24 protein-coding genes are annotated in these 26,374 nt (G+C 67.0%); 9 read left to right on the top strand and 15 right to left on the bottom strand.

The features are described 5' to 3' along the window. Window positions 1-106: 106 nt before the first annotated feature. Both ACMGEZ_RS06995 and ACMGEZ_RS07000 read right to left on the bottom strand, forming a co-directional pair. A complete protein-coding gene (locus tag ACMGEZ_RS06995) occupies window positions 107-700 on the bottom strand; it encodes a carboxymuconolactone decarboxylase family protein (protein ID WP_436821536.1) in 594 nt (197 codons plus the stop codon). Window positions 701-737: 37 nt separating this feature from the next. After that, window positions 738-1,910, bottom strand: coding sequence for a YbfB/YjiJ family MFS transporter (locus tag ACMGEZ_RS07000; RefSeq protein WP_436821537.1), 1,173 nt, complete (start codon window positions 1,908-1,910; stop codon window positions 738-740). An 83-nt stretch (window positions 1,911-1,993) separates the two neighbouring features. Here ACMGEZ_RS07000 and ACMGEZ_RS07005 point away from each other — a divergent pair, with 83 nt between their 5' ends. Further along, entirely contained in the window at window positions 1,994-2,857 is an 864-nt protein-coding gene (locus ACMGEZ_RS07005) for a LysR family transcriptional regulator (RefSeq protein ID WP_436821538.1), read from the top strand. 21 nt (window positions 2,858-2,878) lie between these two features. On the opposite strand, the gene ACMGEZ_RS07010 is transcribed toward ACMGEZ_RS07005, so the two are convergent. The 13 genes from ACMGEZ_RS07010 to ACMGEZ_RS07070 all read right to left on the bottom strand — a co-directional run bounded on the left by ACMGEZ_RS07010 (window position 2,879) and on the right by ACMGEZ_RS07070 (window position 16,782). Continuing rightward, entirely contained in the window at window positions 2,879-3,424 is a 546-nt protein-coding gene (locus ACMGEZ_RS07010; protein ID WP_436821539.1) for a DUF4124 domain-containing protein, read from the bottom strand. 41 nt (window positions 3,425-3,465) lie between these two features. Then, entirely contained in the window at window positions 3,466-4,140 is a 675-nt protein-coding gene (locus tag ACMGEZ_RS07015) for a DsbA family oxidoreductase (protein WP_436821540.1), read from the bottom strand. A gap of 87 nt (window positions 4,141-4,227) precedes the next feature. Further along, a complete protein-coding gene (locus ACMGEZ_RS07020) occupies window positions 4,228-7,710 on the bottom strand; it encodes a hypothetical protein (RefSeq protein WP_436821541.1) in 3,483 nt (1,160 codons plus the stop codon). 391 nt (window positions 7,711-8,101) lie between these two features. Beyond that, window positions 8,102-8,578: a type III secretion system chaperone gene (locus tag ACMGEZ_RS07025; protein WP_436821542.1), complete on the bottom strand. Its 477-nt coding sequence runs from the start codon at window positions 8,576-8,578 to the stop codon at window positions 8,102-8,104. Window positions 8,579-8,681: 103 nt separating this feature from the next. Then, window positions 8,682-9,446: an alpha/beta fold hydrolase gene (locus ACMGEZ_RS07030; protein WP_436821543.1), complete on the bottom strand. Its 765-nt coding sequence runs from the start codon at window positions 9,444-9,446 to the stop codon at window positions 8,682-8,684. Continuing rightward, on the bottom strand, window positions 9,443-9,877 hold the full coding sequence (locus tag ACMGEZ_RS07035) for a carboxymuconolactone decarboxylase family protein (RefSeq protein WP_436821544.1): 435 nt from the start codon (window positions 9,875-9,877) through the stop codon (window positions 9,443-9,445). The genes ACMGEZ_RS07030 and ACMGEZ_RS07035 overlap by 4 nt, the downstream gene beginning before the upstream one ends. After that, the gene (gene pcaB, locus ACMGEZ_RS07040; protein WP_436821545.1) at window positions 9,874-11,085 is read right to left on the bottom strand and encodes a 3-carboxy-cis,cis-muconate cycloisomerase; all 1,212 of its coding nucleotides are present in this window, start codon (window positions 11,083-11,085) and stop codon (window positions 9,874-9,876) included. Before pcaB ends, ACMGEZ_RS07035 begins: the two co-directional genes overlap by 4 nt. Window positions 11,086-11,114: 29 nt before the next feature. Beyond that, a complete protein-coding gene (locus ACMGEZ_RS07045; protein ID WP_436821546.1) occupies window positions 11,115-11,951 on the bottom strand; it encodes a shikimate dehydrogenase family protein in 837 nt (278 codons plus the stop codon). A 47-nt stretch (window positions 11,952-11,998) separates the two neighbouring features. Next, a complete protein-coding gene (locus ACMGEZ_RS07050; RefSeq protein WP_436821547.1) occupies window positions 11,999-13,003 on the bottom strand; it encodes a TRAP transporter substrate-binding protein in 1,005 nt (334 codons plus the stop codon). Window positions 13,004-13,064: 61 nt separating this feature from the next. Then, entirely contained in the window at window positions 13,065-14,345 is a 1,281-nt protein-coding gene (locus ACMGEZ_RS07055) for a TRAP transporter large permease subunit (RefSeq protein WP_436821548.1), read from the bottom strand. A gap of 1 nt (window position 14,346) precedes the next feature. Further along, window positions 14,347-14,949: a TRAP transporter small permease gene (locus ACMGEZ_RS07060; RefSeq protein WP_436821549.1), complete on the bottom strand. Its 603-nt coding sequence runs from the start codon at window positions 14,947-14,949 to the stop codon at window positions 14,347-14,349. 37 nt (window positions 14,950-14,986) lie between these two features. Further along, window positions 14,987-15,841, bottom strand: coding sequence for a sugar phosphate isomerase/epimerase family protein (locus ACMGEZ_RS07065; RefSeq protein WP_436821550.1), 855 nt, complete (start codon window positions 15,839-15,841; stop codon window positions 14,987-14,989). A 17-nt stretch (window positions 15,842-15,858) separates the two neighbouring features. Next, complete coding sequence (locus tag ACMGEZ_RS07070; RefSeq protein WP_436821551.1) at window positions 15,859-16,782, bottom strand: shikimate dehydrogenase family protein; 924 nt, start codon at window positions 16,780-16,782, stop codon at window positions 15,859-15,861. 162 nt (window positions 16,783-16,944) lie between these two features. Here ACMGEZ_RS07070 and ACMGEZ_RS07075 point away from each other — a divergent pair, with 162 nt between their 5' ends. From ACMGEZ_RS07075 to ACMGEZ_RS07110, 8 genes are all read left to right on the top strand, one after another. Next, entirely contained in the window at window positions 16,945-17,739 is a 795-nt protein-coding gene (locus ACMGEZ_RS07075; protein ID WP_436821552.1) for an IclR family transcriptional regulator domain-containing protein, read from the top strand. A gap of 128 nt (window positions 17,740-17,867) precedes the next feature. After that, a complete protein-coding gene (locus ACMGEZ_RS07080) occupies window positions 17,868-19,307 on the top strand; it encodes an FAD-binding oxidoreductase (protein WP_436821553.1) in 1,440 nt (479 codons plus the stop codon). Beyond that, a complete protein-coding gene (locus ACMGEZ_RS07085) occupies window positions 19,304-20,173 on the top strand; it encodes a class I SAM-dependent methyltransferase (protein WP_436821554.1) in 870 nt (289 codons plus the stop codon). The genes ACMGEZ_RS07080 and ACMGEZ_RS07085 overlap by 4 nt, the downstream gene beginning before the upstream one ends. Before the next feature lie 401 nt (window positions 20,174-20,574). Continuing rightward, the gene (locus tag ACMGEZ_RS07090) at window positions 20,575-21,819 is read left to right on the top strand and encodes an ROK family protein (protein WP_436821555.1); all 1,245 of its coding nucleotides are present in this window, start codon (window positions 20,575-20,577) and stop codon (window positions 21,817-21,819) included. Next, window positions 21,812-23,359 (top strand): sugar ABC transporter ATP-binding protein, encoded by a 1,548-nt coding sequence (locus ACMGEZ_RS07095; RefSeq protein ID WP_436821556.1) that lies wholly within the window; start codon window positions 21,812-21,814, stop codon window positions 23,357-23,359. The genes ACMGEZ_RS07090 and ACMGEZ_RS07095 overlap by 8 nt, the downstream gene beginning before the upstream one ends. Window positions 23,360-23,446: 87 nt before the next feature. Beyond that, entirely contained in the window at window positions 23,447-24,400 is a 954-nt protein-coding gene (locus ACMGEZ_RS07100) for an ABC transporter permease subunit (protein WP_436821776.1), read from the top strand. Between the two features lie 63 nt (window positions 24,401-24,463). Next, window positions 24,464-25,405 (top strand): ABC transporter substrate-binding protein, encoded by a 942-nt coding sequence (locus tag ACMGEZ_RS07105; protein WP_436821557.1) that lies wholly within the window; start codon window positions 24,464-24,466, stop codon window positions 25,403-25,405. A gap of 35 nt (window positions 25,406-25,440) precedes the next feature. Continuing rightward, entirely contained in the window at window positions 25,441-26,367 is a 927-nt protein-coding gene (locus ACMGEZ_RS07110) for a carbohydrate kinase family protein (protein WP_436821558.1), read from the top strand. Window positions 26,368-26,374: the final 7 nt, after the last annotated feature.

Consider the following 26,374-nt stretch of genomic DNA (forward strand, 5'->3'; position numbering starts at 1 on the left):
CTCGCAGACCCCGTCCGCGGCGCGGCGCCATCCTGCCTACGCTGCCTTTGGCGAACCTGACCAGGCGCCGAACGGCCCACGCTGTCTCGGCTCTCGAGCGCAACACCTACAACGGAAACGCCTCCAGCCCCGCCTGCCCCTCTCCACCCTTCCCCGGCGTGTGCGCCACGTTCATCACCCAGCACACCATCGCAAAGTAGCCCACCAGCGCGCTGAGGTCGACGACGTTCTGCTTGCCGAAGCGCGCCTCGGCCGCGGCATAGGTGGGCTCGCTCACCCCATGGTGGCGCAGCAGCTCGAGCGCGAAGTCGAGGGCGAGCTGCTCGTCGTCGGCCAAGGGCGCGGCGCGGCGGCCCAGGCGCAGCGCCTCGATGGCCTCGGCGCTCACGCCGGCCTTGACGGCTGCCTGCGCGTGCAGCAGCCACTCGAACTGGTTGCCGACCTCGCGGGCGACCACGCAGGTCACCAGCTCGCGCACGCGCGCATCGAGCTGGCTGTCGAAACGCAGGTACTCGCCCAGGTTGCCGATGCGCTCCATCAGCACCGGGCTCTGCAGCAGGGGGATGAATGGGCCGAAGACGCCCTTGCGCGGGCCGTCGATCAGCGTCTGGGCGGCCTTGCGCTGGGCCTCGGACAGGGTGTCGGCAGGCGGCATCGGCAGGCGCTCGGCCCAGGGATGGGTGTGGCCTTGTTCGAACATCGTTGCTTCCTTTCAGCGAAGAGAGATGGTGTGCGGATCATGCGGCACGCGCCAGCCACCAGGCGCTGCCGGCCAGGGCCAACGCGCCGATTGCCAGGGCGATGAAGAGACCGCCGAAGCCCTGCGCGCTGCCGCTGAGCAGGGACGACAGCACCGGCCCCACCATCTGGCCGATCGCGAAGGCCGCGGTCATGCGGCCCAGCGCGCGCGTGGGGTTGCCGAGGCTGCGCGCCCTCGCCTCCTGCATGCCGGCCATGGTCGCGACCATGAAGGTGCCGCCCACCAGCAGCGCCGCCAGCAGCACGGTGAGCGCCGACAGGTGCAGCACCGGCAGCAGGCAGCCCAAGGCCATCAGCGCATGGCTGCCGGCCAGCACGTGGCGCCGCGACAGCTTCGACAGCGCCAGGCTCGCGACGAGCGTGGAGACCGCGGCCGCGGCGCCGAACACCGGCCAGGCGGCGCCGAAGACGGCCGGGTCGTCGACCACCGCTCGCGCCAGTACCGGCAGGAAGGTGGCAGGCAGGATGTAGCCGAAGCCGAGCAGGCCATAGCAGATCACCAGGCCCCAGGACACGCCGCCCGCCGTGGCCGGCCCGGCCGTGGCGGGCGCCGCCGCGGCCGCCGAGGGCATGCCGCGCGGCATCAGCAGCGCCACCGCGGCCAGGCCCGCGAGCGCGAGCACACCGAGCTGCAGCCACAGCGCGTCGGGCCCGACATCCGCCGCGCCGGCGCGCCAGCAGTAAAGACCGGCCAGCGCGATGCCCGTACCCACGCCCGCATAGAGCAGGCCCGGCCCCGCGGGCCGCTCGAAACGCGACAGCCAGCCCAGGCACCAGACACTGGTGCTCACCAGCGCCCAGGCGCTGGCCACGCCGGCCGCGAAGCGCAGGAACAGCCAGCCCGGTAGCGAGCCCGTCCACCCCATGGCAGCGGTGGAGGCCACGATCAGCGCGAGGGCCAGCAGCGCGACGCGCTGGGGCGTGAGCGGAAGGCGCGCCGTCGTGAGCGCGCCCAGCAGATAGCCCGCGTAGTTGGCGGCCGCCAGCCAGCCGCCCGCCGCCACGTCTGCGCTGCCGGCCCGGATCATGAGCGGCAGCATGGGCGTGAAGGCGAAGCGGCCGATGCCCATCGCAATCGCCAGCGCGATCAGGCCGGCCAGGCAGATCGCCGCGAAGGAAGGCCGCGGCATGGTGATGGAGGGATTCGACATGGCACTCCATTGGACGCAGAATCCGGATGTTCCACAAATGAATTATCGAGAACAACCATTCTTCTTTCGAGAACGATGAAGCCATGAGAACAATCGACCTCGACTCCCTGGAGATCTTCCGCACCGTCGTGAGCGAAGGCGGCGTGATCCGCGCCGCGGGCAAGCTCAACCGCGTGCAGTCGAACGTCACCACCCGCATCCGGCAGCTGGAGGAACGGCTGGGCCAGAAGCTCTTCCTGCGCCAGGGCCGCTCGCTGGCGCTGGCGCCGGCCGGGCGCAAGCTGCTGCCCTATGCCGACCGGCTGCTGCGCCTGGCCGAGGAAGCCGAGGGCGAGTTGCGCAGCGAAGTGCCGGTCGGCACCTTCAGGCTGGGCTCGCTCGAGAGCACCGCCGGCAGCCGGTTGCCGCCGGTGCTCTCGCGCTTCCACAAGCTCTATCCGGGCGTGGTGGTCGAACTGGTCAGCGGCACGACCGATGCGCTGCTGAAGCGCCTGGAGGCCTTCGACGTGGAGGCCGCCTTCGTGTCGCAACCCTTTTCCGCGAGCGGCTTCGAGACCATGGCGGTGTTCGAGGAAGAGCTGGTGCTGATCACCGGGCGCAGCGTGGCCTCGGTCACGCGCCCCGCCGACCTGGCGGGCGCCACGCTGATCGCCTTCGCGCAGGGCTGCTCGTACCGTCGGGTGCTGGAGCAGTGGCTGGGCAAGGGCGGCGTGCTGCCCTCGCGTTCTCTGGAGTTCTCGTCCTACCAGGCCATGATCGCCTGCGTGGCGGCGGGCACGGGCTTCGCGATCGTGCCGCTGTCGGTGCTCAAGGCGCTGCGCGCCACGGCGGACGTGCGCCAGCATGCGCTGCCCGAGCGCCTGCGCGCGAACCGCACGCACCTGGTGTGGCGCGGCACGCCCTCGGTGGCGCTCGCGCGACTGATCGAGATGCTGGGCAAAGGCTGAACGAATGCCGGGCCGAGGGGCTCAGCGGCAGATCGTCGTCGTGCCCACCGGCCGGCAGGTCTTGCCGTCGAGGCTCTGGTAGCGGTCGAGCTGGCCGGCGCGGTTGTAGTGATTGCCTTGGGTGTCCTGGCAGCCTGCCGCGTCGCAATTGCGCAGGCGCGGCCGCATGTCGCGCGGCCGTGGCTGGCGATAGGCACCCGGGTAGGCGTAGCCGTCATCGATCACCGAGTAGTCGTCGCCGCGATCGCTGCGGCGCGGGTCTGCGGGCCGATCGGCGCCGGCGCGAGGATCGATGATGGCCGGCCCCGCCGGCACCTGCGGCGCGGTTGCGGCGGGTTCGGCCGGCGCCCGCGGCGGCGGGCTGGCCGGCCGGGCATCGGCGCTGCGCTCGGCGCGGTCCCGGGACATCGGTTCAGGGACGGCGACGCGGCCCACCGGCTTGGCGCCCGCTGGGCAGGCGCCGTCGGTGTAGCTCACGTTGCCGGCGGCGTCCGCGCAACGAATCACCTCGGCACCGCACAGCGGCGCAAGCATGCCCAGGATCCAGAGGATGAGAAAGCGGTGCATGGCGCATGCATTGTGCGCCAGGGCACCGAAGCGCGGCCGTTTCAGGCCAGGGCCGTGGTGGCAGGCGCGGCGCCGGCGATCTGGCGCAGGGCGCGTTCGAACACTTCGACCGGCTGGCCGCCCGAGATCAGGTGCTTGTTGTCGATGATGATGGCCGGCACCGAGTGGATCCCGGCATCGGTGTAGAGGCGCTCGCGCTCGCGCGTTTCCGCGGCGAATTCGTCGCTGCCGAGGATGGCGCGTGCGCGCTGCGGATCAAGCCCCGCCTCGCCGGCCAGGCGCACCAGCACCTCCGGATCGGAGGGGTTTTCGCCGTCGGTGTGGCAGGCCTTGAGCAGCGCCTTCTTGAGCGCGACCTGCTTGCCCGCATCCTCGAGTGCGGCCCAGTGCAGCAGGCGGTGCGCATCGAAGGTGTTGTAGACCCGCGAGCGCCCTTCCTTGCGGAACTCGAAGCCCACCGCGGCGCCGCGGGCGCGGATCGTCTCGCGGATCTGGGCCTGCTGCTCGCGCGTGCTGCCGTATTTCTCGTGCAGGTGCTCGTAGGCGTCCTGGCCTTCGGGCGGCATGTGGGGGTTGAGTTCGAACGGCTGGAAGTGGAGCTCGGCCGTGATCTCTGGGGCCACGCGTTTCAGCGCGGCTTCGAGAGCGCCGAGGCCGACGGCGCACCAGGGGCAGGCGATGTCGGAGACGAAGTCGATGCGGAGATGGGAGGGCATGGGGTGGGAATGGTGGTTTGCGAAAAGCCGCCATCATGAGGGTGGTCGCGGCCGATGCAGGAGCCGCGACCATCATGACCCTAAGAACTACGGAGTCTGGGCCGCATTCGATAGCTGCGAGCCACTTGCGACGGAAGTCGGCAGCGGCGGTGGCCCGAGCTTCTGATCCAACGGCACACCGGTTGGTATCGGCGGTAGTGGCTTGGACGGCGGCTTGCTCTCGCCAGCCTGCACGCCGTCGGACGGCTCTTCGTCTTCGGTCAGGCGCAAAGCTTTACGGAAATAGTCCATGGCAGTCTCTGGCGAAATTCCAGCGGCCTCCGCCATTCGGTAGAAAGCGATGTAGGGTCCCTTGGGGTCCAGCACTCCCAAGGCTATTTCTTGCATGGCCTTGCCATACCGGGTCAATAAGTCGAGCGCTTCAATCGGAACTTGCGCCAGATACTGTTGATTTGTAAATAACCGCGACAATGCTTCGAGCTGCCGGAACGCTTTCTCACAGATCCACTTAATTTCCGCCATCCCGCCCTTGAATTCCACTAAATCATTCTTATAAACAACATTCATCAACATTATGGATTGCGAGATAAGTCCTTGCGCAAAAACAACAGTACTCTCGACCAGCACGTTCTGCGTAAATATCCCAACGTCACCAGGCATATTATTTTCTAAAAAGGATCGGGTTTCGCCAGCAAAGGAAGGGGGCAAAATGTAAAAATCATCGCCCTCCTTCAAGTGTTCGCGCGCAGTCGTCATCTTTTTTACCTGTTGTGTCAAGCCCGTGAAATAATCCACTGATTTTATTAGCTCGTAATTCCACTGATCCACGGAAGACAAAGAAGACTCGTCGATTGTGTGCGCAGACGGTTTGCTAACACCGACTCTACCGCCCAGCTCTTTTAAGAAAAGCGCTTTGTTGTCCTTCTCAAAATCCGATCCGTTGGATGCACAAAATTCGTCTATAGCTGCTTCGGGACTCTTTATTTGAGGCTCTTTGGATTGAAGGAAAAGTCTTGAGATGCGATCCTGACGCTCTGCGACATCCAACTGCCTTTTTACATCCTCAGCCAAGATCGTTTCCACGTTTTTTCGGACGAAATTATCGAACTTGACTCCATTCTTTCCGAGTTCGAGCGCATGCTTGATCATGGGGCCTGCATGACCAGGGTTCCCATCCTCGTTCGAGGTCAGGCCGCGAAGCTCGGCATCATCCAGCAATGCTGCGAGCGCCTTTTTGGTTTGGGCGTCCCTTCGACCAAGGAGCCCGTTCACTAGCGAGCGCAATCCCACCTCCTCTTGCGTGGAACTGGCCTTGAGGAAAAGAACCTTGCCTTTCTTGGTGACGACTCTGTGTCCCGTCCCGTCGTCATTCTTGCTGGCCGTCAGGTGATCACTCGATGCCAAGTCTGCGAGCAGCTTCGCCGCGGTGGTTGGAAACCGGGCGATGTCACCAGGGGCTTGCGGCACGTCGGGAACGCCGAGAGTCCTAGCCACTGCGGCTCTCACCCGCGCGTCCGATTGAGACGCCTCCCCCGCCTCAGCTTTGCCGACGCCGCCAAGCGGGACATCCTTGAGCGGAACCATCACTCCGTTAAGCACCGGCGGTGACAAATTGCTAGGAAGCGGCGGCGGCGGCTCCTCGGGAGGTGGCGTCATGTCGAGAGCAGCCGAAAGCATCGCCGCCGCGGATTTTTCCAAGGAGTTCAACTGGCCAGATGCCTCCTGCGGGGGGTTCGCGGGCTCACTGGCCTCGGGAGGTGCCGGCATGTAGTCGGGAGGCGGCACGCTCAAATCTCCATCGACAACCTTCGCCTTCGGCAGTGTGTTGGACGCAATGAGTGGAGACTTGCCCGAATATTCGCCCACGCGCTTCTTCACGAAAGCGCCGGAAATTGCGGGCGTCGCATGCGTCAAACTCGGAGCGTTCGGCTGCAGACCACTCGCCAGCGTCACGTTGCTGGACGACGACTGGGGCTGCGCGCCAGCGGCCACAACATTGTTCGCAGGCGGTGACGCCTGCCCAACGTTGCTTGGCGGCGGCGGCGTGTCGTCAGGGGGCGGCGACACATTCTCGGGCCATCCGCCCGGAGGCGGAACTGCCGCCGGCAGCTGGCCACCCGGCGACGCTAGCGAGAGGCCGTCGGGCATCGCTGGAATATTGGCCTGAAGCGACGCACTCGGATCAGCGGCCGGCAGGCCACTGGGCGGCATCACGTTGCTGGCATTTGGCTGGGGCTGCCCACCGGCAGGCACTAGATTTGCAGGCTGTGAAGCTTGCCCCAGGTTGTTTGGAGGCGGCAGTTCGGCAGGTACAACTGCGCTACCTGCTGCACTAACGTTTAAGTGCAAAGGCGGCGGCGGGACGTTAAGGACCGGCGGGAGATTGGGCAGATCTGGCTGCGTACCAACCGGCAAAGGCGGCGGCGGGCCGTTAGGGATCGGCGGGAGGTTGGCAAGACCTGGCTGTACCCCGCTGGTGGCGGGTTGTGCCAGGTTCGAAGGCTGCTGCACGCTTCCGGGAACTGGCGACAAGTTCATTGCATGTCCCGGATTGCCGGGTGACACCGCGCCACTAAGCGGCGACGCGCTGCTGCCGGCAGCCGGCATACCGCCTGGAACTGCCTGCCCGTTGCCGGAAACCGGCGGCGCTTTGACCGGAGTGGACGGTAGCGCGCGGACTGTCGAAGGCCCTGCAATGACCGATTGCTGCGCGTTGACAGCTGCAGGCACCTGCACACTGGCGGGAACAGGCTGTCCCTTGCCGAGGGGCAGCTGCACATTGGCACCTGCAGGCGGTCCATTGCCAGCGCCCGGCTGCACATTGACAGGCAGCTGCGGGGGAAGACCGGTTGGAATCTTGGCAAGAAACTGATTCAGATTGCGAGCAACCGAAGCCGTGTCCGCGGGCCAGTGATATCCCGCCAAAGCCAGATTTCTCAGCCTTGTGAACGGCGAATCAGGCACACGAAACGCAGAGAGAAGTTCTTCAGCCGAATTGCGCAGCGACTGCAATTTTCTTCGATCCTTTTCGCTTTCAATCGTATCGAGAAGTTCATTGCTGATCAAATTGAGGATGGATTCCTGTTCGGCCAATGCCAAGAGCACCTCTTTGCTCGCCCGCTTGAAATCTTCGCTGCCGTCTTCCGGCATGGCATAGTCAAACAAAGACCCCAGTTTCCGCCGAAGATCAGGGCCCGGCCAAGTAGAGAGCTTGTCCAGAAGATCCTTGCGGGTCACCTCTTCAGCCGTGGAACTCGCAGGAGCAGTGAAAGACCGCCGTTTCAGTTTCAACTGGCTGAGATCTGGCAATTCGCGATCAAGATTACTTGCCTGTTTGTTGATAATTTTGATTTTTCTCAACAGTTCGACGTTCTTGCCCCCTTGCGAACCGATATTCCTGCGAGCCACTTGGCTGTTAGGGCGTGACCCTTTCGCTTCGACATCATCCAGGAAATGCGATATGGAGCCATCAACACCGCCGAGGTCCTTCATCACCGCTTCCGCGGATTTTAGAGCATTTGCTTCTAAGCCCTTGAGAACTATTTCGAGATTACCCCGGATTACATCCATTTTTATGTAACCCTTCGATCTGCTTTGCAGCAGCGCAAGCCTAATACTTTGTGCCGCCGATATTTGATCGAGATTGAGACCGTACCGTCTATCCCGAGCCTGCCTAACCAGGTCAAGCAGGTAGCGGCTGGCCTCCTCGTATTGAGCCCTTCTGCGCCCACTGAGGCGATACGCCGCGTGCGCTGGACCAGGTTTTTTATTTTTCTGGGACAGGTACGTGACATCGCTACGCGCGACTCCGTCGATTTCGCACTTGTCTTTAGTTTTTTTCCGACGAGATAACTTCCCTTTAGTTGAGGGGAATCCAGAACCCCCTGAAAAGCATGCGCCAAGCTTTCAACGCTCTGCCCCGAATTGTTGTTGCCAACCTTGCTGCCCATCGTTCTTCTCCTTAGATTCGAGCTGCCATCTGCGCCATGGCAGGGGCTGACGCTGGAATGGCGATCTCTTCGCTGGTGACGTAGCCTTCCCACCATTGCGCGACCGCGGCAAATTGTTCGAGGACGCGCGCGAGTTCGCCGCCCTGCACGCTCTCCGGGTCCAGCTCGCGCACAAGGAGCAGATCCCCCTCCTCGCCACCCATGCCGATGCGTGCGCCACCGGTGTCGCGCCACAGCGTGTTGTAGGAGAGCGCGGCCCTGTGAACCTGGGCCGCGCGGCCCTCCGGCGGTGTGCCGATGTCGGCGCTCAGGACCAGGCGCGCGGGCTCGTCGGCCCATTCGACGAGTACGAGGACGGTGACTTCGTTCTCGAAGGCGAGCGTCCAGGTGGCGTCGTCATCCTGGACGATGACCGAGAGGTTCTCGGTCTCTGGCCCGACCTCGCCGAGGCGCTGGCTGATGTACTGGGGATCGAAATGAAAACTCACAAGCGTGACTCCGGCAGTGAAACGGTTTGCACCCCTTCGCGCTGGGGTACTGCTGCCTGAGTAACGCGAGAAGCTCTAGCGTTCCATGGGTGCCGTCAGCCTGTCAGAGGCTGCGCCAGAAGTCGATGAGCAGTTGGGCAAACGCCACCGGCCGCTCGACCGCGCTGAGGTGCGCGGCATCGATGCGGGCCAGCTTCGCGCCGGGGATCGCCCCCGCGATGGCCTCGGACATCGACGGGGGCGTGGCCTCGTCCCGATCGCCTGCAATCACCAGCGAAGGCGTGCGGATGTTGCGGTTGGTCTCGCGGAAGTCGATGGCAGCCACCGCCTCGCAGCTGGCGATATAGCCGGCCGCGTCGGTGGCGACCAGGGTGGCGTGCAGCCGGCGCGCAGCTTCCGCGCCCTCGGGCGTGGCTGCATAGGCGGGCGTGAGCCAGCGCGACACGGCGCCCGGCGCGATGGCCGCGACGCCCTGTGCCTGCACCGTCTCGACGCGCGTGCGCCAGGGTGTGCGGTCGGGGTAGTACGCCGATGAATTCGCGATCACCACGCTGCGCAGCAGCTGCGGGTGCGTGGGCGCCAGCGCCTGGGCCGTCATGCCGCCCATCGACAAGCCGACGAAATGCACCGGCTCTCCACCGGCCTCGCGCCCGATCAGCGCGGCCGCGTCGTCGGCCAGCGCCTGCATCGTGAGCGGACCCGGCACCACCTCCGAGCCGCCGTGGTTGCGATGGTCGTAGCGCAGCACCGTGTGGGCCCGCGCCAGCACCTCGGCCACGCCGTCCCACATGTGCAGGTCGCAGCCGAGGGCGTGGCTCAACACGACGATGGGCCCCTCGCCCTCGCGCAGCACGTTCAACCGAGTCATGCGTTGTCTTCCTTCCTGCCTTCTTCGAGCAGCCCCTTCTCCCGAAGGATCGCAGTGGCGATGCCGAAGGCATGGTTGGCCACCGGCACGCCGCAGTAGATGGCGGCCATCATGATCACCTCCTTGATCTCCTCGGGCGTCAACCGCGACTCGGGCGGACCGTCGAGCGCCGCGCGCATGTGCATCGCGAACTCGTCGTAGGCATGGATGCCCAGCATCATCGACAGCACCATGAAGCGGCGCGTCTTGTCGCCCAGGGCCGGGCGGCCCCAGATGTCGTTCCACGCGTGGCGCGTGATCAGTTCCTGGAACTCGCTGTTGAAGGCGTTGCGGTTGGCCAGGGACTTGTCGACCCACGCATCGCCGAGGATGCGGCGGCGGTTCAGGAGGCCGGCTTCGTAGTCGCCGGAAGGCGGGGAGGATGCGGTCATCGTTGCGTGTTCCGTTCGTTGAGCTGGTCCTGCAGGGCCTGGACCTGCGCCAGCGCGATGGTGGAGGCCGCGCCGGCCAGGGCCGGGTCGAACCATTCGTCCGCGGCCTCGCTCGGCAGCTCGGCGCGCAGCCGCTCGATGTTGCCACGCATGCGCTGCGCATCGATCTGCAGGCCGGGCAAGGCGCCGGCGAGCGCGCGCACGCTGCCGTGGGCGCACATCAGCAGTTGCGGCCACTCGCCCAGCTCGGCCTGCCAGGCGCCCAATGCGCGCTCGTGCTCCTGCGGCATGGAGGCCAGCAGCGCGGCCACGCGCTGCGGTGCTCGCTGCGCGGCCGCCAACGCCACCATCGAGGCCACGGGATTGCGCTTGTGCGGCATGGCGGAGGAACCGCCCCGGCCGGGTTCGCTGGGCTCGGCCACTTCACCGACCTCGTACTGGCCCATGAGGGCGATGTCCTTGGCGATCTTGCCGAGGCTGCCGACCATCAGGCCCAGCTCGCAGCCGAGCGCCACCCATTCGTCGCGCTGCGTGTGCCAGGCGTGGCCGGGATCGCCCAGGCCCAGTTCCTGCGCCATGCGGCTGCGCACCGCCGGCCCCTGCCCTTTCATCTGCGCGAGCGTTCCCACGGCGCCGCCGAGCTGGACATTCAGCGCCCGTCGCGCCGCCTCGGCCAGCCGCGCCCGGCTGCGCACCAGCGGAGCGGCCCAGCCCGCGCACTTGAGGCCGAAGCTGGTCACCGAGGCCGGCTGCATCAGGGTGCGCGCGAGGATCGGCGTGGCGGCGTGCTGCTTCGCGTGCGTCAGCAGGGCCTGGGCGGCCTTGCGCAGGTCGGCTTCGACCAGCGCCACGGCCTCGCGCGTGACCAGGGCCATCGCGCTGTCGATCACGTCCTGGCTGGTGCTGCCGAAATGCACGAAGGGCACGGCCTCGGCATTGAAGAGGCCGACCGACTCCTTGAGGCTCTTGACCAGCGGAATCGCCACGCTGCCGGCGCGCCCGCTCTCGCGCACGATCTTGGCAACGTCGAAGAGCTCCACCTTGCAGCTGCCGACGATGGAGCGCGCGGCCGAATCGGGAATCAGGCCCTCGGCCGCCTGTGCATGCGCCAGGGCGGCCTCGAAGCGCAGCATGGCCGCGACGAAGGCGTGGTCGCTGAAGGCGGCCAGGGTTTCGGAAGTGGAGAGGAAGCCCTCAAAAATGCTCATGGTGGGCAAGCCTGGGTGTGCGCTTCATTTCAATAGGCCACGCGCGCCGTCGCCCGCAGCTCATCGGGCGTGGCGGTGCCGTAGCCGAAGAACTCGAGATAGGCCGGGATCATTTCGAACAGCATGTCGGTGCCGACCTGCACCGCGCAGCCCTTGTCGCGGGCGGCACGCAGGAGCGGGGTGTACTCGGATTTCATCACGACCTCGCCGACGAAGGTCGAAGGCGCGATGCGGTCGACGTCGAAGGGTAGCGGATCGTCCGCCTTCATGCCCAGCGGGGTGGCATTGACCACCAGGTCGTGCCCGGCCGGGTCCCTGGAGCCGGTGGCCACGCGCAGCGCGGGGTAATGCGCCTTCAGCCGCTCGCCGAGCGCCACGGCCGACTCGGCCCGCGTGTCGAAGAGCGAGAGCTCGGCCACGCCGGCAGCCGCCAGCGAGGCCGCAATGGCCGAGCCCACGCCGCCGCTGCCCGAGACCAGCACACGCGCGCCTTCCAGCCTGCAGCCCTTGCGCTGCACGCCGCGCACGAAGCCGGCACCGTCGAACTGGTCGCCGACCAGCCGGCCATCCGCGTCCTTGCGCACCGCGTTGCAGGCGCCTGCGATTTTCGCCGCCGGCGTGAGCGCATCGACCAGCGCCATGGTCGTGACCTTGTGCGGCATGGTCACCAGCGCGCCGCGGATGTTGCTCATGCGGAACAGCAAGGGGAAGAAGGCCTCGTAGTCCTCTGCCTTCACGCCCATGGGCACGACGAGCGCATCGATGCCGCTCGCCTCGAACCAGGGGTTGTAGATCATCGGCGCCTTGAAGCTCTCGGTCGGAAAGCCGAGGTGCGCGATGAGGGTGGTCTTGCCGGAGATGGTCATCGTGTTTCCTGCGGCGCTCTTCTTGCGGCGCCGAGACGCCTCGCGGCCTACTTGCGGACCTTGGCCACTTCGGCCATCAGTTCCTTCACGGTCGCCTCGCCCACCGAAGCCGAGTACTTGTCGATCACGGGCTTGACCTTGTCGCGCAGCTTGGCCAACTCGGCCGGCGGCAACTCGGTCACCGTCATGCCGCCCTTCTTGAGCGTGTCGAGCGCCGTATCGGCCGCGGCGCGCGATACCTCGCGCTGGAACTTCGTGGCTTCGGCGGCGGCGTCCTCGATGATCTTCTTCTCCTCGGCGCTCATCCCGTCCCAGGCCTTCTTGCCGATGATCAGCGCCTGCGGGTTGTAGATGTGGCGCGTCTGCGTGATGTGCTTCTGCACCTCGGCGAACTTCGAGGAGGCGATGACCGTGTTGGGGTTCTCCTGGCCGTCGACCGCCTTCTGGTCGAGCGCCGAATACAACTCGGGGAAGGGCATCGGCGTCGCATTGGCGCCCAGGGTGTTGAACAGGTCGATGTAAATCGGGGACTGGATCACGCGGATCTTGAGCCCGGCGATGTCCTCGGCCTTGGCGATCGGGCGCTTGCTGTTGGTCAGGTTGCGAAAGCCCAGGTCCCAGTAGCCCAGGCCGTGCAGGTTCTTCTCGTCGAGCTTGGCGAGCAGCTTCTTGCCGAAGGGGCCGTCGGTCACGGCATCGGCCTCCTGGGCGCTGTTGAACAGGAACGGCAGATCGTAGGCCGCGAACTCCTTCACCTGCGCGCTCAGGATGCCGGCATTGAGCACCGTGATCTCGACCGTGCCGCCCTGCAGCGCCGACACGGTCTGCAGGTCGCCGCCCAGCGTGCCGCCGGGGAACAGCTTGACCGAGATCTTCTTGCCCGACTTCTCCGCCACGAGATCGGCGAACTTCTGCGCGCCTTGGGCCTGGGGATGGCCGGTCTGGTTCTGGAAGGCGAACTTGAGCGTGCGCTCCTTCACCTGGGCGGCCGCGCCGCCCATGGCGACGGCGGCGGCCACGGCGATCAAGGTGGTTCGAAAGATGTTCTTCATGGCGGAGTCTCCTTGGGTTGAATGGGGATGGTGTTGGATCGGGATGGCAAAAAGGCGAAGCTCAGCCGGCCAGCAGGCGCGCCGGCCAGATGACGAGCTGGGGGAACAGCACCATGAGGAACATCATGGCGAACTCGGCAATGGCGAAAGGCAGCACGCCGCGGGTGACTTCGTCCATCTTCATGCGCCCGACCCCGGCCACCACGTTGAGCACCGTGCCCACGGGCGGCGTGATGAGGCCGATCGAGTTGTTGATGATGAACAGCACGCCGAAATAGACCGGGTCGATGCCCGCGGCCTTGATGACCGGCATCAGCACGGGCGTGAGGATCAGGATGGTGGGCGTCATGTCCATCGCGGTTCCTACCGCGATCACCAGCAGCATGATGACGAACATCAGCAGCATCGGGCTGGCGATCAGCGGCTGCAGCAGCGCGACCAGCTTGCTGGGCAGGTCGGCCACGGTGATGAGCCAGGCCGAGACCATCGCGGCGGCGACCAGGAACATCACGATCGCGCTGGTCTTCGCGGCAGACACGAACATGGCGTAGAACTGCGAGGGCTTGAGCTCGCGGTAGATCACGGTGGCAACGAAGATCGCGTACACCGCCGCGACAACGGCCGCCTCGGTCGGCGTGAAGATGCCGAAGCGCAGCCCGACCAGGATGATGAAAGGCAGCAGCAGCGCCCAAAAGGAGTCGCGCAGCGCCTTGAGCACCTCGCCCCTGGACTTGCGCGGCGGCGGCTGGATCGTTTCCTTGCGCACCAGCCACCACCAGGTGAACCAGAGCGACGCGCCGATCAGGAGGCCCGGGAAGATGCCGGCGAGGAAGAGCTTGGAGATCGACACGTTGGCCGCCACGCCGAAGATCACGAAGCCGATCGAGGGCGGGATGATCGGGCCGATCACGCCGGAGGCCGCGATCAGGCCGCCGGAGCGCGCCTTGTCGTGCCCCGCCGCCACCATCATCGGGATGAGCAACGCCGAGAGTGCCGCCGCATCGGCCACCGCGGAGCCCGAAAGCGCCGACAGGATGCAGGCCGCCACGATCGCCACGTAGCCGAGCCCGCCGCGCACGTGGCCCACCACCGCCAGCGCCAGGTTCACGATGCGCCGCGACAGGCCGCCCTGGTTCATGGCCTCGCCGGCCAGCATGAAGAAGGGCACGGCCAGCAGCGGGAAGCTGTCGGCGCCGTTGATCACGTTCTGCGCGAGGATCTGCGCATCGAACAGGTCCAGGTGCCACATCAGCGCGACGCCGCACAGCAGCAGCGAATAGGCGATCGGCACGCCGATGGCCATGGCACCCAGCAGGGCACCGAGGAAGATGGCGATCGTCATGTCAGCGTCCGCCGTTCGTGGGCTTGCCGGTGCGGCGCTGCGCGGCTTCTTCGGCATCGCGGCGCGCCAGCTCGGCGTTGATCCTGTCGATGTCGGCCTGCTCTTCCGACTCGTGCACCATCACGAGCTCGGCGTCGCTGAGCTTGCCGCTGAGCGCGCGCCACAGGTCGTACAGCAGGAACACGATCGCCGACACCCCGAACACCACGCCGACGACGTAGAAGATGGCGACCGAGGCGCCCGTCGTGGGCGCGCTCACGTCCCAGTTGATCAGCGTCTGCTGCCAGCTGCCGGTGAGCAGCAGCCAGGAGGCGAACAGCATCAGCAGGTGCCCCACGACCAGGCACAGCTTCTTGCCCCAGGTCGGCAGCTTGGCGACCAGCATGTCGGTGCCGAGGTGGCCGTGCTCACGCACCGCGACGATGGCGCCGAGGAAGGTCATCCAGACGAAGAGCCAGCGCGACACTTCCTCCGACACGGTGATGCCCGAGTTGAAGCCGTAGCGCAGCACGACGTTGCCGAACACCATCACGACCATGATGGCGAGCATCAGCGCCATCAGCGCCTCCAGCCCGCGGCAGTACCCATTGAAGATTCTTGTCATTGCCTGTCTCCTTGTCACTTGTTGCTTGTCTTGCCTGCTACGCGCCGATGACGGATTCGCTGATCCAGCGCGCGCTCTTCATGCCGCGCCGCCCGACCACCATCGGGTCGGAGTTCACGTAGTCGTCGTTGAACACCTCGAAGGTGTAGTGGCCGCGGTAGCCCTTCTGCTCGAGCAGTTGCACCAGGTCGCGCACGTCGTGCAGGCCTTCGCCCGGGAACAGGCGCTGGTGGCGCGCCAGTTCGATGATGTCGGCCTGCCGGTCGCTGTACTCGAAGAAGTAGTCGGCCAGCTGCACCAGGAAGATCTTCTCCACCGGCACCTCGGCCAGCTGCGCCAGCGTCTCGGGAGTGTCGTCGCCGTGCACCGACATGTGGAAGCTGTCGAGGTTCAGGCCCACGTTCTGGCGGTTGCAGCGCCGCACGATGTCCCAGGCCTGGTGCCAGCGGTTCACATGCCGGCCCCACGACAGCGCCTCGTAGCAGATGCGGATGCCCAGCGGCGTGGCGAGCGTGGCCAGCGTGCGCAGGTCCTCGGCCGCGCGCTCGGGGTCGTCGATCGCCAGCGGCGAGGTGGTGGAACACACCAGCAGCAGGTCGGTGCCGACCAGCGCCATCTGGCGCAGCTGCTCGCGCGCCATCTCGAGCCGGTGCGGACGCATGGCGTCGGGCGCGCATTCGAAATCGCGAAGCGGCTGAAAGTCGGTGACCTTGAGGCCGCTGGCCTTCACCAGCTCGGCCGCCTTCTCGACGCCGGCAGGATGGGCGATCAGGTCGCGCGCCCACAGCTCGACACCCGCGAAGCCCGCGGCCTTCATGCATTCCAGCTTGTGGCCCAGGTCGCCGCCCATCGTGACGGTGTTGAAGCCGAAGCGGTCGATAGAGATGGCCATGGTGCAGGCAGCGGTGCTCAGGCCACGCTGTCGGAGTGATAGCGCAGGGGCGAGTCGATCTCTGCCGCCATCGCCTGGGGGTAGATCAGCTCGCGCAGGAAGCGCGCGTCCTCGCGCACGCCCTGCGCCGCGGCCGCGTGGCCGAAGAAGTCGAGGTAATAAGGCATCTGCTGGATCAGCATCTCGAAGCCGGGCTGGGCGTTGAGACCGCGCGCACGGGCCGCGCGCACCAGCGGGGTCGGCTGGTTGCGCAGCAGGATGTCGAACAGGGCCGCGTGCGCGTCCATGCGCGCCACGTCGACCGGCAGGGCGTCGCCCTCCTTCAGACCCAGGGGCGTGGCGTTGATGACGAGGTCGTAGCCGGCCGGGTCGCTGCTGTCGACCGCGACCGTCGTGGCGTCGAAGAAGGCATCGAGCTTGGCGGCCACGCCGGCCGCCTTGCCGGCCGAGATGTCGTGGAAGGCGATGTACTCGGCGCCATCGACCGTGCCGCCCTCCGCCAGCGCCACGCCGATGGCCGCTGCGCTGACGCCGGCGCCCAAGATGAGCACGCGCTTGCCGCGGAACGGGATGTTGCAGCGGTCCAGCGCACCCAGCAGGCCTTCGCCGTCGAACAGGTCGCCTTCGAGCTCGCCGTTGGCGATGCGCTTGACCACGTTGACCGAGCCGGCCACCCGGCCGAAAAGGCCCGCACCGTCGAGCAGGTCCACAGCCAGCGGCTTGTGCGGCGGTGCGATCACCATGCCGCGCACGTTCTTCGCAAGGAAGGCGGCCTTCACGAAGACGGCGAAGTCGCGCGTCGCCACATGCACCGGCGCCATCACCGCGTCGATGCCGAAGCGCTCGAAGACCGCGTTGAACATGCGCGGCAGGCGCACGTTGGTCACCGGATCGCCGGGGATCAGGTAGAGGTCGGTGCTGCCTGCGATGAAGGGGAACATGGCTTTGGTCTCGCTCGGTGTTGTTCGCATATCGCGCAAATTGCCGGGGAGCGCCGCTAATGTAGGGCGCCCGGCTTGCGCGACCCAAGAGGAAGGCCGCAGAATAGCGCGATCATCGCCCGCGTGCGATCGTTTATCGAACGGTTCCAGGGTTTGTCCTCAATGACCACCGACGCCATCGACGCCTCCCCTCCCCCTGCCGGACTCGACAAGCGCGACTGGATCGCGGGCCTGGAGCGCGGCGTTTCGATCATCGAGGCCTTCGACGACGCCCATCCGCGGATGACTGCGAGCGAGGCCGGCCAGCGCACCGGCATGACGCGCACGGCCGCGCGGCGCTACCTGCTCACGTTGCAGCACATGGGCTACGTGGCCGGAGACGGCAAGCTTTTCTGGCTGACGCCGCGGGTGCTGCGCCTGGGCCAGTCCTACCTCGAATCGGCGCGGCTGCCGCGCATCGTGCAGCCCTTCCTGCAGCGCGTGGCGGCCGGCACGCACGAGATCGCCTACCTCAGCGTGATGGACGGCGACGAGGTGGTCTACATCGCGCGCAACGGCCCCAACCGCAGCATGAGCACCGGGTATGTGCTCGGCGCACGGGTGCCCGCGCAGGTCACCGCGTCGGGCATGCTGATGCTGGCGATGCGCAGCGACGAGGAGCGCAGCCTGTGGCTGGCCACGCACGAGCTCACCGTCTTCACCTCGCACACCATCTCGAGCAAGGAGCGCATGAAGCTGGAACTGGCACGCATCCGTGCACAAGGCTGGGCGCTCTCGGAACAGCAGCTGGACCTCAACTCGCGCGGCATCGCGGTGCCGCTGCGCGACCGGCACGGCGAGCTGGTGGGCGCGCTCAACATCACGATGCCGATGGGCCACGAAAGCAGCGAGGACGCGGTCGCCCGCGTGCTTCCGGTGCTGCGCGAAACGGCGCAGGCGATGCGCAACCTGATCTGAGCGGAGTATCGGCATCCGGTACGCGGCAGCGCGTATTCGGCGACCTTCACGACGACGATCGAAGCCGGCGCGGATGAGCTGGCCATGATGCGCACCTCTCCACCACCCACCGCCTGCGCGCGGCAGCAATGAAGCAAGTTCTCGATGACGTCCATTCCCGGTTGAACGCCACCACGGTGGCGCAGGTGTGCCAACCCCGGACACTGTTCGAATTGCAGGCCACGGTCAGGCGTGCAGCCGTCGCCGGGCGGCGCATTTCGGTCGCCGGTGGCCGGCACGCCATGGGGGGCCAGCAGTTTGCCGCCGACTCCGTCCACATCGACATGCGGGGCCTGGACAAGGTGCTGAAGACCGACCCCTTGCTCGGCCTGCTGCAGATCGAAGCCGGCGCGATGTGGCCACGCATCATCGAGGCGACACACGCCATGGACGCCGGCAGCCAGGCGCGCTGGGGCATCCGGCAAAAGCAGACCGGCGTCGACGACGTCACACTGGGCGGCTCCATTGCGGCGAATGCGCATGGACGCGGCCTCGCAATGCAGCCCCTGGGCCATGACATCGAGGATCTCACGCTGGTCGATGCGCGCGGCGACGTGGTGTTCTGCAGCCGCAGCCACAACCCCGAACTGTTCTCGCTGGCGATCGGCGGCTACGGCCTCTTCGGCATCGTCTATGCGGCAACCTTGCGCCTGTGCCCGCGTCTGCTTGTCAGGCGCGTGGTCGACGTGCTCGACCTGGACGACGCGGTGAACGCCGTCTTTCGCCGCGCCGACGAGGGCTGCGTGTACGGTGATTTCCAGTTCGCCATCGACGCGCAGGACGACCACTTCCTGCGCCGCGGCGTCCTCGCCTGCTACAAGCCGGCGGAGGCCGCCGGCGTTCGCGAGAATGCGGCCGCCGACCTCGCACCCGATACCTGGCTGCAGCTGCTCGAGCTCGCGCACCACGACAAGAAGGCGGCCTTTGCCCAATACGCCAGGCACTACCTCGACACCCACGGCAAGCTCTATGGGTCGGACACCATGCAGCTCAGCACCTACATCCCGAGCTATGCCGACTTTCTCGCAAGCAGCCAGGCCGGTGGAGGCGCCTCGAAAGAGACGCTGGTCATCGGCGAGCACTACGTGCCGCGCGATCGTTTGCTGGCGTTCATGCAGCGAGCGCGCGACGTGCTTCGCGTGTTCGGAACCGAAGTGATCTACGGCACCATCCGGTCCATCCTGCGCGACACCACCTCGTACCTGCCGTGGGCGAAAGACGACTTCGCCTGCATCGTCTTCAACCTGAGAACGCCGCACGACGCGGCAGGACTCGACCGCACGGCGAACACCTTTCGCGCACTGATCGACGCGTCCATCGAACTCGGAGGCAGCTTCTTCCTCACCTACCACCGCCACGCATCCGCCGCGCAGGTGCGTCGGTGCTATCCGCAGTTCGGCGCGTGGCTTGCGAAGAAGCTCGAGCACGACCCGGACGAGCTGTTCGTCAGCACCTGGTACACGCACTATCGCGATGCGTTCGCGCGCGCCTTCCCCGACGCGCTCGCATGCGAAGGTGCACCGGCGTGAGGTCCGACCAAGCCAGCAGCACGGCCAAGCTGATCGCGGCCAGCACGATCCTGCTCGCGAGCGACCCGCGGACGGCCACGCTGGTTGCGCCGGGCGCGCGGGCGTTGTGCGAGCGCTTCCTGTCCGGCAGCCTTGCCGATCGGATGCTTGCGAAGAGCGCGTCCTTCGCGCCCACGCGCGTGCTTTGGCGCATCCTCGAGCGCGGGGTCTTGCCCGGCATCATGGCCCACTACTGGCACCGCAAGCGCTGGATCGAGCGCCGATGCCGCCAGTCCATCAGCGACGGCTTCCAACGCGTCGCGGTCATCGGTGCCGGCTTCGACACGCTGGCCCTGCGCCTGGCATCGGAATTCCCGCACATCGAGTGGATGGAGATCGACCATCCCGCCACGCAGCGCGCCAAGCACAGCGCGCTGGGCGGCGAGCTTGCGCCCAACATGCGCTTGGTCGCCGTCGATCTCTCGGCCGATCCGCTGCCGACCGAACTCTTCGACGACGGCCGGCCGACCTTGGTCATTGCCGAGGGCGTGCTGATGTATCTCGCACCCCAAGCCATCGACCGGCTGTTCCAGGCCATCGCGACGCTGCGCGCGCCCGCCCGCATGGTGTTCAGCTTCATGTCGAAGTGGCCCGACGGCAGTGCGGGTTTTCTCCCGCGCAGCGCCTGGGTGGAGCGCTGGCTGGCGTGGCGCCGCGAACCCTTCACCTGGTCCATCGACCCGCAGCGAATGGGCGACTTCCTGCAGCGCTTCGCGCTCGCACCGATCGAGGTCGCACCGGCGCAGGAACTTGCGGCCGAAGCCGGCACGCTTCACTCGCTGCTGGCCGGCGAAGACCTTGTTCTTTGCGAAAAGATGCGGGCCTGACGTCCTGCCTGGGCCAAGGACGTCCGGACCCGAGATCCCCGGTTTCCTCAGACGCAGCTCGTGCGCCTGGGATTTGCTCATGGAGGTCTCCGTTGAATGGCCGGCGACTGTAGGTGTGCGGTGGGCCTGCCAACAACGAGACCAACTGCGAGTCCGATCGATCATCGATCAGGCTCGTGCGACTTTCGCGCGAAACCGGGGTTGTCCTTAGTCCGCCGGCTGGAGCGCTGATCGATACGGTGATGCCTGCCCGATCTCTAAAGAGATCCGCAGCGGGCTTGAACACATACTTTCTTGCATTTTCTGGGGTTAACCCGGGATGGCCGCGCCTGCGAGTGCTTCTACTATTTATTCAACTTGAATTAATTAATGTTCGCCATGGCGGGCAAGGAGACTCATCCGTGACCACAGCTGGGCCCGGTCGGGGCACGAACTCGGTCAACCTGCGGCTCTACAACGAGCGCAGCCTCCTGCAGCGGCTGCGCCGTGCCGGCGAGGCGTCCAAGGCCGATCTTGCGCGCTGGGCCCAACTCACCAACACGGCCGTGGGCAGCATCGTGCAGTCGCTGGAGGAATCGCGTCTCATCGAGCCCGCAGGCCGCCGCCAGGAAGGCCAGCGCGGCCAGCCGGCGGGCCTGTACCGGGTCAATCCCGCAGGCGCCTACGGCATCGGCGTGCGGCTGGACCGCACGAGCATCGAGACGGTGATGATCGACCTCGGCGGCCGAATCCTGGCGCGCGCGGCGCACGATCTGCTGCTGCCCCACCCCGACAAGGCGCTCGCGCTGGTGAGCGAGGATGCGCAGCGGATGATCGACACGCTCGATCGCGCGCAGCGCGGCCGGCTCATGGGCATCGGCCTGGCCCAGCCCTACAACCTCGGCGCCTGGCTGCGCGAACTCGACCTGGAGGCCGACTTTCGCATCTGGGACGAGGTGGACTTCGGCGAGATGCTCGCGCAGGCGCTCGACCAGCCGGTCTTCAAGGAGAACGACGGCAACGCCGCTGCCATCGCAGAGCTGTTCTTCGGCATCGGGCGCGAAGAGAACGACTTCCTCTACATCTTCATCGGCGCGGCCCTGGGCGCAGGCGCGGTGCTCGGCGGCGAAAGCCTGCGCGGCGCCAGCGGCAACGCGGCCGACCTGGGCCTGATGCCGGTACCGCCCAGCCGCCTGGCATCCGCCCCGGCTCCGCGGCGCCCCTGGGACATCCTGCTGTCGCGCGCCTCGCTGAATTCGCTCACGCGCCACCTGCGCCACCACGGCACTGCGGTGCACGACCACGCCGGGCTCGAGGCCTGTGTCGCCGCCGGCAAAGCCGAGGTAGACGAATGGCTGGAGGACTGCATCGATGCGCTGGTGCCCTCCACGCGCGCATCGCTGGCGGTGCTGGACCTGCCGGTGGTGGTGATCGACTGCGACATCGACAGCGGCCTGATCGACCGGCTGATGCACGGCCTCGATGCGGGGCTGCGCGCCATCGCGCCGGAGGCGCGCCAGACCCCGCGCATCCTGCGCGGCAGCTTCCGCGCCGATGCGGGCGCCATCGGCGCGGCCAGCCTGCCGATGTTCTTCAACTTCTCGCCGCGCGCCGACGTGCTGCGCGGCCATTCCCACCCCCGCCACCAGGAGCCTGCGAATGCATGACGCCACGCCTGCGCTGCTCGAGCTGCGCAAGATCTCCAAGACCTTTCCCGGCGTCAAGGCGCTGCAGGACGTGCAGCTGCGCGCCAGCGCCGGCCGCGTGCATGCGCTGATGGGCGAAAACGGCGCCGGCAAATCGACGCTGATGAAGGTGCTTTCGGGCGCCTACATGCCCGACCCGGGCGCCGAGATCCTGATCGACGGCAAGCCGGTGCACATCGACGGGCCGCTGGCAGCCAAGCACCTGGGCGTCTCCGTGATCTACCAGGAGCTCACCCTCGCTGCCAACCTCACCGCCGCCGAGAACATCTACATGGGCCGGCCGCTGCGCCGCGCAGGCCTGGTCGACCGGCCGGCCATGCACGCGGCCTGCGAGGCGACGCTGCAACGCCTGGGCGCCGACTTCGGTCCCTCGGTGCGCGTGGCGGAGCTGTCGATCGCGCAGCGCCAGCTGGTGGAGATCGCGCGCGCAGTGCATTTCGACTGCCGCATCCTGGTCATGGACGAGCCGACCACGCCGCTGTCCACCCACGAGACCGACCGGCTGTTCGCGCTGATCCGGCGCCTGCGCGACGAGGGCCTGGCGATCCTCTACATCAGCCACCGCATGGACGAGATCGACGAGCTGGCCGACGAGGTCACGGTGCTGCGCGACGGCAGCTACGTGGGCACGCTCGGCCGCGCCGAGCTCTCGCGCGAGCGGCTGGTCAAGATGATGGTGGGCCGCGACCTCTCGGGCTTCTACCGCAAGGAGCACCACGGCCGCCACGGCGGCGAGAAGGCGCTCACCGTGCGCGACCTTCGCGACCGCCGGCGCGTGCACGGCTGCAGCTTCGAGCTGCATGCGGGCGAGGTGCTGGGCCTCGCCGGCCTGGTCGGAGCGGGCCGTACCGAGCTGGCACGGCTCATCTTCGGCGCCGATCCGCGCACCGGCGGCGAGGTGTCGCTGAACGGCAGCGGCGCGGTGCTCGACATCGCCCGGCCGGCCGACGCCATCCACGCGGGCATCCTCTACCTGACCGAGGACCGCAAGGGACAGGGCCTGTTCCTCGACCTCTCGGTGCGCGACAACATCAATGTGATGGTGTGTCCGCGCGATGCGAGGCCGGGCGGCGTGATGGACGGCAAGCGCGCGGCGCAACGCGCGCGCGATGCAATCTCGCAGCTGTCGATCCGCGTGGCATCGCCGCGGGTCAATGTCGGATCGCTGTCGGGCGGCAACCAGCAGAAGGTGCTGCTGGCCCGCCTGCTCGAGCTGGCACCCAAGGTGCTGATCCTCGACGAGCCGACGCGCGGCGTCGACATCGGCGCCAAGAGCGAGATCTACCGGCTGATCGACGAGCTCGCGCGGCGCGGCGTCGCGGTGCTGGTGATCTCGAGCGAGCTGGCCGAGGTGGTGGGCATCTGCGACCGCGTCATCGTGATGCGCGAAGGCCACCTGGTCGGCGAAGTGGGCGGCGCGAGCGGCCCCGCCATCACGCAGGAAAACATCGTCGCGCTCGCCACCGGCGCAGCCGCCATCCACGCACCGGCGCTGCACTGAGGCAGCGGCGCATCCAGGAGACACCCCATGACCAAGCAAACCGCCACCATCCCGGCAACGCCCCACAACCCTGCCCTGCCAGGCGCAATGCGCGGCGCCAGCGGCAAGGAGATCATGCGCGCCCTCGGCATGCTGCCCGTGCTGGTGCTGCTGTGCGTCGGCTTCAGCGTCGCGAGCGAGAATTTCTTCAGCCTGCAGAACCTGTCGATCATGACGCAGCAGGCCTCGATCAACATCGTGCTGGCGGCCGGCATGACCTTCGTGATCCTCACGGCCGGCATCGACCTGTCGGTCGGCTCGATCCTCGCCGTCTCGGCGGTGGCGGCGATGCTGGTGTCCAACATCCCCGGGTTGGGCATGCTGGGGATTGCGGCCGGGCTGGGCTGCGGGCTGCTGTTCGGCCTGATCAACGGCGTGCTGATCGCCTTCCTGAAGCTCCCGCCCTTCATCGTGACGCTGGGCTCGCTGACTGCGGTGCGGGGCGTCGCCCGGCTGCTCGGCAACGACACCACCGTGTTCAACCCGCAGCTGCCTTTCGCATTCATCGGCAACGGCGAGGTGCTGGGCATTCCCTGGCTGGTGATCATCGCGTTCGCCGTCGTGGCGCTGTCGTGGTTCATCCTGCGCCGCACGGTGCTCGGGCTGAACATCTATTCGGTCGGCGGCAACCCGGAGGCCGCGCGCCTGGCGGGAATCAAGGTCTGGGCGGTGCTGCTCTTCGTCTACTGCGCCTCCGGGCTGCTGTCCGGGCTGGGCGGTGTCATGGCATCGGCGCGGCTGTACGCGGCCAACGGGCTGCAGCTCGGCGCCTCCTACGAGCTGGACGCCATCGCCGCGGTCATCCTGGGCGGCACCAGCTTCGTGGGCGGCACCGGCTCCATCCTCGGCACGCTGATCGGCGCGCTGATCATCGCGGTGCTCACCAACGGGCTGATCCTGATGGGTGTCTCGGACATCTGGCAGTACATCGTCAAGGGCCTGGTGATCATCGGCGCGGTCGCACTGGATCGCTACCGCCGCAAGGATTCCGCAAGGACCTGAACCCCTTCCGCCTTACCCATCACCACTACCACCACTACCACCACTACCAACGGAGACTCTTCCATGCGCAAATCCCTGTTCGCCCTCGCCGTGATCGCCACGGCACTCGCCGCCCCTGCCGTGCAGGCGCAGCAGCAAAAGCAGATCAAGAGCGTCGGCATCACGCTGGGCTCGATGGGCAATCCCTTCTTTGTCGCGCTCGCCAAGGGTGCCGAGGCCAAGGTCAAGCAGTACAGCCCGGGCGCCAAGGTCAACGCGCTGTCGGCCGACTACGACCTCAACAAGCAGTTCTCGCAGATCGATGGCTTCATCGCCTCGGGCGTCGACATGATCCTGGTCAATGCGGTCGACGCCAAGGCCATCGAGCCCGCGCTGCAGAAGGCCAAGAAGGCCGGCATCGTGGTGGTGGGCGTGGACGTGGCAGCCAACGGCGCCGACGCGACCGTGCAGACCAACAATGTGCAGGCCGGCGAGATCGCCTGCCAATACATCGCCGAGAAGCTGGGCGGCAAGGGCAACGTGATCATCCAGAACGGGCCGCAGGTGTCGGCGGTGATCGACCGGGTCAACGGCTGCAAGACGGTGCTCAAGAAGAACCCGGACATCAAGGTGCTCTCGGACGACCAGGACGCCAAGGGCTCGCGCGAAGGCGGTCTCAACGTGATGCAGAACCACCTGACGCGCTTCCCGAAGGTCGACGCGGTGTTCGCCATCAACGACCCGCAGGCCATCGGGGCCGACCTGGCCGCCAGGCAGCTCAACCGCAAGAACATCGTGATCGCCTCGGTCGACGGCGCCCCCGACATCGAGACCGCGCTGAAGAGCGACACGCAGGTACAGGCCTCGGCCAGCCAGGATCCGTACATGATCGCGCAGAAGGCGGTGGAGATCGGCCACGACATCATGAACGGCAAGAAGCCGGCCGAACCGATGACGCTGCTGCCCTCGACGCTGATCACGCGCGCCAACGTCAAGGACTACAAGGGCTGGCAGTCGCCCCGCTGATCGAACCCGATTCACGGCAAAGACAGGGAGACGGCATGTTCGTGGTCTGCGGCGAGGCCTTGATGGATGTCTACATGGGCGAATGGACCTCCACCGGATTGACGCTCGACGCCCGCGTCGGGGGCTCGCCGCTCAACGTGGCGCAGGGGCTCGCCCGGCTCGAGCGCCCGGTGGCCTTTCTCACCGGGCTGTCCACCGACGCCTCGGGCGAGCGCCTGCTGGCGTCCTTGCGTGCCGAAGGCGTCGACACCTCGCTGGTGCTGCGCGGCGACGCGCCCAGCACGCTCAGCGTGGTCAGCGTGGATGCGCACGGCGTGCCGCGCTATGCCTTCCACGGCAAGGACGCGGCCGACCGGCAGATCACGCACGAGACGCTGCCCCCGCTGCCGGCAGCCACGCGTGTGCTGCACTTCGGCTCCTATGCCCTTGCCGTGGAGCCGGTGGGCAGCGCCTTGCGGGCCTTGGCGGCGCGCGAGCGTGAACGGCGGCTGATCGCCTACGACCTGAACGTGCGCCTCAACGTCGAGCCCGATCTTGCGCACTGGCGCGACGTGGTCGGCTTCATGGCGCCGCTCGCGCACCTGATGAAGACCAGCGACGAGGACCTCGCCCTGCTCTATCCGGAAGAAAGTCCCGACCAGGTCGCCGCGCGCTGGCTGGAACTGGGCGCGGCGCTGGTGATCGTCACGCGCGGCCCCCACGGCGCCAGTGCCTGGACGCGGGAAGCGCGGGCCGATGCGCCCTCGCCGCCCGTCGTGGTGGTCGACACCGTGGGCGCGGGCGACACGTTTCAGGCAGCGCTGCTGGCCTGGCTCGACGAGCAGGACGCACTGGGCCCGCAGGCACTGGCGCGGCTCGATGTCGCGGCGCTGCAGAACGCGCTCGGCTTTGCAACCCGGGCCGCTGCCCTCACCTGCTCGCGCCGCGGCGCGGACCTGCCGAGGCGAAACGAGCTGCGCTGAAGCGCGT

Source organism: Variovorax stachyos (assembly GCF_051400855.1).
Classification (GTDB): domain Bacteria; phylum Pseudomonadota; class Gammaproteobacteria; order Burkholderiales; family Burkholderiaceae_C; genus Variovorax.

Bases quoted from the DNA above. Each gene is read 5' to 3' on its own strand.
- ACMGEZ_RS06995 (WP_436821536.1), bottom strand. From the start codon at position 700: ATGTTCGAACAAGGCCACACCCATCCCTGGGCCGAGCGCCTGCCGATG.
- ACMGEZ_RS07000 (WP_436821537.1), bottom strand. From the start codon at position 1,910: ATGTCGAATCCCTCCATCACCATGCCGCGGCCTTCCTTCGCGGCGATC.
- ACMGEZ_RS07005 (WP_436821538.1), top strand. From the start codon at position 1,994: ATGAGAACAATCGACCTCGACTCCCTGGAGATCTTCCGCACCGTCGTG.
- ACMGEZ_RS07010 (WP_436821539.1), bottom strand. From the start codon at position 3,424: ATGCACCGCTTTCTCATCCTCTGGATCCTGGGCATGCTTGCGCCGCTG.
- ACMGEZ_RS07015 (WP_436821540.1), bottom strand. From the start codon at position 4,140: ATGCCCTCCCATCTCCGCATCGACTTCGTCTCCGACATCGCCTGCCCC.
- ACMGEZ_RS07020 (WP_436821541.1), bottom strand. From the start codon at position 7,710: ATGGATGTAATCCGGGGTAATCTCGAAATAGTTCTCAAGGGCTTAGAA.
- ACMGEZ_RS07030 (WP_436821543.1), bottom strand. From the start codon at position 9,446: ATGACTCGGTTGAACGTGCTGCGCGAGGGCGAGGGGCCCATCGTCGTG.
- ACMGEZ_RS07035 (WP_436821544.1), bottom strand. From the start codon at position 9,877: ATGACCGCATCCTCCCCGCCTTCCGGCGACTACGAAGCCGGCCTCCTG.
- pcaB (WP_436821545.1), bottom strand. From the start codon at position 11,085: ATGAGCATTTTTGAGGGCTTCCTCTCCACTTCCGAAACCCTGGCCGCC.
- ACMGEZ_RS07045 (WP_436821546.1), bottom strand. From the start codon at position 11,951: ATGACCATCTCCGGCAAGACCACCCTCATCGCGCACCTCGGCTTTCCG.
- ACMGEZ_RS07050 (WP_436821547.1), bottom strand. From the start codon at position 13,003: ATGAAGAACATCTTTCGAACCACCTTGATCGCCGTGGCCGCCGCCGTC.
- ACMGEZ_RS07055 (WP_436821548.1), bottom strand. From the start codon at position 14,345: ATGACGATCGCCATCTTCCTCGGTGCCCTGCTGGGTGCCATGGCCATC.
- ACMGEZ_RS07060 (WP_436821549.1), bottom strand. From the start codon at position 14,949: ATGACAAGAATCTTCAATGGGTACTGCCGCGGGCTGGAGGCGCTGATG.
- ACMGEZ_RS07065 (WP_436821550.1), bottom strand. From the start codon at position 15,841: ATGGCCATCTCTATCGACCGCTTCGGCTTCAACACCGTCACGATGGGC.
- ACMGEZ_RS07070 (WP_436821551.1), bottom strand. From the start codon at position 16,782: ATGTTCCCCTTCATCGCAGGCAGCACCGACCTCTACCTGATCCCCGGC.
- ACMGEZ_RS07075 (WP_436821552.1), top strand. From the start codon at position 16,945: ATGACCACCGACGCCATCGACGCCTCCCCTCCCCCTGCCGGACTCGAC.
- ACMGEZ_RS07080 (WP_436821553.1), top strand. From the start codon at position 17,868: ATGAAGCAAGTTCTCGATGACGTCCATTCCCGGTTGAACGCCACCACG.
- ACMGEZ_RS07095 (WP_436821556.1), top strand. From the start codon at position 21,812: ATGCATGACGCCACGCCTGCGCTGCTCGAGCTGCGCAAGATCTCCAAG.
- ACMGEZ_RS07100 (WP_436821776.1), top strand. From the start codon at position 23,447: ATGCGCGGCGCCAGCGGCAAGGAGATCATGCGCGCCCTCGGCATGCTG.
- ACMGEZ_RS07105 (WP_436821557.1), top strand. From the start codon at position 24,464: ATGCGCAAATCCCTGTTCGCCCTCGCCGTGATCGCCACGGCACTCGCC.
- ACMGEZ_RS07110 (WP_436821558.1), top strand. From the start codon at position 25,441: ATGTTCGTGGTCTGCGGCGAGGCCTTGATGGATGTCTACATGGGCGAA.